The organism is Mesorhizobium sp. M7A.F.Ca.CA.002.09.1.1, assembly GCF_003998555.1.
GTDB classification, from domain to species: domain Bacteria; phylum Pseudomonadota; class Alphaproteobacteria; order Rhizobiales; family Rhizobiaceae; genus Mesorhizobium; species Mesorhizobium ciceri.
The window spans coordinates 1-4,806 of the sequence record NZ_RZRR01000406.1; the positions used below are offsets into that span (position 1 = coordinate 1).

The 4,806-nt window shown below is 62.4% G+C and carries 5 protein-coding genes; all 5 read right to left on the reverse strand.

Translation table 11 applies throughout. The features are described from left to right. On the reverse strand, positions 1–532 hold a 532-nt coding region (locus EN994_RS18105; protein ID WP_127307698.1), incomplete at its 3' end, for an FkbM family methyltransferase. Beyond that, complete coding sequence (locus tag EN994_RS18110) at positions 529–1,761, reverse strand: glycosyltransferase 87 family protein (RefSeq protein WP_063168215.1); 1,233 nt, start codon at positions 1,759–1,761, stop codon at positions 529–531. The genes EN994_RS18110 and EN994_RS18105, both read right to left, overlap by 4 nt. Positions 1,762–1,782: 21 nt before the next feature. Continuing rightward, entirely contained in the window at positions 1,783–3,213 is a 1,431-nt protein-coding gene (locus tag EN994_RS18115) for an aspartate aminotransferase family protein (protein WP_244514351.1), read from the reverse strand. A 105-nt stretch (positions 3,214–3,318) separates the two neighbouring features. Next, positions 3,319–4,326, reverse strand: coding sequence for an NAD(P)-dependent oxidoreductase (locus EN994_RS18120; protein ID WP_063168217.1), 1,008 nt, complete (start codon positions 4,324–4,326; stop codon positions 3,319–3,321). Next, positions 4,323–4,772: an EamA family transporter gene (locus EN994_RS18125; RefSeq protein WP_063168218.1), complete on the reverse strand. Its 450-nt coding sequence runs from the start codon at positions 4,770–4,772 to the stop codon at positions 4,323–4,325. Before EN994_RS18125 ends, EN994_RS18120 begins: the two co-directional genes overlap by 4 nt. Between the last annotated feature and the right edge of the window lie 34 nt (positions 4,773–4,806).

The window sequence follows — 4,806 nt, forward strand, 5'->3', positions numbered from 1 at the left end:
GCGTCAGCAAGGTCTCGGATGGCACCTCGATGTCCCTGAGATGCGGCGCGAACTTGTTGAAGTTGGCGTCGGCCTCGCCCCAGGCATTCTTGCCCGACATCAGATTGGTGTCGGTGACCGACGAACAGCCGATGAATTCGATGGGCAGCGTGCCGGCCTCGAGCGCGGCGGCATCGAAAGTGTGGACGGTGATCGTGCCCTTTGTCTTCGTCACCGCCACCGGCTCGATGATGAAGCGGCTGATGTCGGGGTAGTTGGCGCGCAGCCGTTTCTGATTGTAGGGGATCGGCTCGACCAGCATCGCGCGTGCACCGGGAATCCTGTGCAGCCACGGCGTCACATCGTCGAAGAGCGCGCCGTCGCAGGCGCCGACATTGACCATCTGGAACGGCCGCCCCGCCCCACCAAACCGCGCCTTCAGCGCTGCCTTGGCCAGGAATTTCGTGCCGCGCAGCGACGGCCCGCGATCGAGAACGCCACTGGGAAGACCGAGCGACAGGGCAACGCGCGCCAGGCTGGATAGCGAACTCATGACTTGTCTCCGGGAATGATTTGCATGGCAGCGCGATTCTGGCCGCGAGCCACGGCCGCCCACAACGCCATGAACGGCGTCGCCAGCAGCAGGAATGGCGGGATCAGATGCGGGAAATAGATGCGCGTGTCGTGGATCGGGAAGACGGTGAACTTCGCCAGCGCGCCGAGCACCAGTGCCGCGAACAGGATGCCGGCGCGGCGGTCGAGGCGGAAGCCGGCGCGGTCGGCAGCAAACCAGCCGGCCAGTGCCAGCACCGACACGCCGACCCAGCTGTTCAGGCTGACGGCACGCAGCAGCGAGGTGGCAAATGCCCTGAGATAGGCAACGATGGAGAATGGCGGCTCGAACCCGTCCATATTGTAATGCTGCTCGATGCTGGAGAACCACAGATGCGGCCACCAGCCGGGATGATGCGCCCAGTGCGAGATGGCGAAATAGGCAACGAAGGAAGCGGCAAAGCCGGCCAGCGCGCCCCATGCCCTCTGCCGGAACGCAACCAGCAGCACAGCAAAAACAGCAAGGAAAACAATGTTGTCCGGGCGCACCATGAAGGCGAGGAAGAGCAGGATCGCCGTCGCCACCTCGCGGCCGCGGACATAGGCATAAAGCCCGCCCAGCAACAGCGCCGATGTGAGCAGATCCGGCGTTGAGGCGCGCGCCGCATCGCCGAAATCGGCCATGATCAGCACCGCGCCGACCACCGGCGCCAAGGCCAGTGCCCCCTCGGAGCGCAGCCACATCAGGGCGATCGCGCCGAACAGCAGCACGGAGAACACTGAGACCAGGCGCATCGCCTCGACCGGCGACATCACCGCGCTCATCGTCGACAGGATCTCGGCATAGAGGAACTTGATCCGGTACATGCCGAGCAATGAATGGAAGTCGGCGGCATTCTCCGCCATGTGGCTGCGGAAGCCGCCGCCATCGTCGGTCAGCGCCTTGTAGTCACCGGCCGACACGCCCGATTTGACAGTGTTGTAGGCATAGTCATGCAGCGCCTGTGCATCGGGATAGGTGCCTTCCTCCGCTATGGCGAGATAGGGCAGCATGTCCCAATTGGCGTCGGGCATCACCCACGCGGTGAACGCTGAAAAAAGAATGTAGAGCGCGAAGGCCGCGGCGCCGATCGGTGCCGCCAGCCGCGCATAAGTCCCCACGCCCCACGCCAGACCGGCCCCGGTGAGCCGGTCGAGTGGGTTCTGTGGAGCGGGCGACTTGGTCAGCATGTCTACTCAGCGAGTTTCGGTTTAACGGACCTGGCTTTTGACGAAATCCTTCACGATCGACACGATGCCGCGCGACAGCAGACTGTCGAAAGCATCGACGAAACGATCGACATGCTCACGCTGGCAGATCAGCGGCGGCTCCAGCCGGATGACGTTGCGGTTGTACTCGGTGAAGGCGACCAGCACGTCGTAATCGCGCAGCAGCAGCGCGCCGACGAAGCCCGACAGCGAGCCCTTCAGCTTGTCGTCGAGCACGCTGACGATCGGCCGCAGCACCATCGGCAAGGTCTGCGAGAAGTCGTGGAACTCCAGGCCGACCATAAAACCCTTGCCGCGCACATCCTTGATGATCTTCGGGTACTTTTCCCTGAGCGCCTGCAGGCGCTGCAGCAAATAGTCGCCGGTGACGGCGGCATTGTCGATCAGCCCCTCGTCGTAGAGCACGTTGAGCCCCTCGATCGCGGTGACGCAGGCCTCGCCCATGCCGCCGAAGGTCGCCATGGCATGGATCATCGCCGTTTTCGGCGTGCCATAGGCCTTCATGTAGACCTCGCGCCGCGCGATCATGGCTCCCACCGCCGCCTTGCCGGCGCCGAGCGACTTGGCCAGCGCGGTCACATCGGGAATGACGCCGTAATGCTCGAAGGCGTAGAAGCGGCCCGAACGGCCGTAGCCGCACTGCACTTCGTCGGCGACCCACAGCACGCCGTACTGATCGCACAGCGCGCGCAGCTTCTGCCAATATTCGGCCGGCGCCTGAATGATGCCGCCACCGCCCTGGATGGTCTCGAGCACGATGACCCCGACCTCCGGATCGGAGCGGAACAGGCGCTCGACCGCCTCGATGTCGGCGAACGGGATGCGGACCGTGTTTTCCGCCACCTTGAAGTCGGCGCGGTAAAGCTGGCCGTCTGTGATGCCCAGCACGCCCTTGGTCTTGCCGTGGAAGGAATTCTCGGCATAGACGATCTTCGGCCGCTTCGGACCGGCCGCGCGCTCGGCGAGCTTCACCGCCGCTTCCATCGCTTCCGAGCCGGACGAACCCAAAAATACCATGTCGAGATCGCCGGGCGAGCATTTGGCGATGTTGTGCGCAAGCGCTGCCGCATATTGCGACATGAAGGCGATGGCGATTTCCTGGCGCTTCTCCTCCTGGAATTTCTTGCGTGCTTCCAGGATGCGCGGATGATTGTGGCCAAAGGCCAGCGAACCGAAGCCGCCGAAGAAGTCGAGGATCTTGCGGCCGTTCTGGTCGATGTAGAACATGCCTTCGGCACGCTCGATCTTGATCTTGTGGAAGCCGAGCAGCTTCATGAAGTGGAACTGGCCGGGGTTGAGATGCGCCTTGAACAGGTCGGTCATGCGGGCGACATCCATCGCCTTGGCTTGTTCGACGCTGATCAAATCGGGCTTGGCGATGGTGACAGGCGACAGCGCCGGCGCGCTGACCATGGTGCGCAAATTGGTCTGTTCGGGCTTGGCCATGACGGTCATTTCAATCTCCTGTCTGCGCGCACGACCAGGATCGGGCGCAACGAAAGCTGTTTTTGCAAGCCGCTATTCGGCGGGCACATGTTTGGTGGCGACGGCGTGACCGGCTTTCTTTGCGCGGTACTCGCTGTAGGCGGCGATCAGCATGTCCTCGTCGCGATATTGCGGCACCCAGCCGAGCTGACGCCCGGCCTTGGACACGTCGAGCACGCAATCCTCGTCGGCGATCAGATACTGTTCCGGGTCCATGATCGGCATGTTCAAGAGGTCAAGCAGGTCCAGCGTGCGCTTGACCGCCCAGCCCGGTGTCGGGATCAGGATCGATTTCGAGCCGGCATGCCTGATCAGATCGCCGAGCAATTTCTTGACCGGCGGCGGATTGAGCGAACCGAGATTATAGGCCTCGTTTGGCACGCCGGCCTTCCAGGCCGCGCGCGCAGCCTCGGCGCAGTCGAACACCGAGATGAACTGATAAGGATTCCTGCCCGAACCGATCATCGGCACGGGAAGGTTCCAGTCGATCAGCTTGAACAGTTTTTCCAGAATGCCGAGCCGGCCGGGACCGATGATCAGGCGCGGGCGAAACAGCGAGATCGACATGCCGCGCTTGCGCCATTCGGCGGCGAGCTCCTCTGTCTTCTGCTTCGACCAGCCATATTCGCCCAGCGGCGCCACCGGGTGCTCCTCGGTCATCGGCTGCGTGACCGTGTGGCCGTAGATCATGTCGGTCGTGTAGTGGACGAGTTTTGACGCACCGGCTCCGTCCATGGCCTGCATGATGTGCTCGGTGCCATGGAAATTCACAGGGAAGAAGAAATCGTGCCGCTTGGCGCGCACCTGGATCGGCGATAGCATCTTGGCCGACAAATTGTAGACCATGTCGTCGGCCCTGAGCCCAACCGCGGTGACCGAGGTCGGGTCGGTGACGTCGCATTGGATAAAGCGGACGGTGCGGTAGTGCGGCAGGTCGCTCTTGACGATGTCGGCGACGACAACCTCTTCACCATCGGCCACAAGTTTCGGGGCAAGATGGCGGCCGACGAAACCGTCGCCGCCGAAAATCACATGTCTCATCGAACGATCTCGTTTGCTTGGATCTTGTCGGGCGTGATGGAAGCGGTCTGGTCCTCATGCCCTTGCTCACCCAAATCCCGCCCACTTTGCGCGATCAGCACCGTGCCGACGCAGATGAAGGCGATACCGGCGATCCGCCAGCCATTGAGGTCCTCGCGGAAGACGAAATAAGCGAAGATGGCGACGGCAACATAGGCGAGGCTGAGGAACGGGTAGGCGAAGGAGAGCTCGACCTTGGACAGCACATAGAGATGCGAGGCCATCGAGATGACGAAGGTACACAGGCCAAGGAACACCCAGGGGCTGAAGACGATCTGCAGCAGCTTGACGAGCGGATTGACGCCCTCGAACGAGATCGGTCCGAGCGACATCATGCCTTGCTTCAGCATCAGCTGCGCGGCGGCATTGGTCATGACGGTAAAGAGAATGAAGACGATGTATTTCATGTGTTCCAAGCCACCCCTTCGCGCTTCCTATTAC

Excerpts from the sequence above, each read along its gene's own strand:
- EN994_RS18110 (WP_063168215.1), bottom strand. The coding sequence starts at position 1,761 with ATGCTGACCAAGTCGCCCGCTCCACAGAACCCACTCGACCGGCTCACC.
- EN994_RS18115 (WP_244514351.1), bottom strand. The coding sequence starts at position 3,213 with ATGGTCAGCGCGCCGGCGCTGTCGCCTGTCACCATCGCCAAGCCCGAT.
- EN994_RS18120 (WP_063168217.1), bottom strand. The coding sequence starts at position 4,326 with ATGAGACATGTGATTTTCGGCGGCGACGGTTTCGTCGGCCGCCATCTT.
- EN994_RS18125 (WP_063168218.1), bottom strand. The coding sequence starts at position 4,772 with ATGAAATACATCGTCTTCATTCTCTTTACCGTCATGACCAATGCCGCC.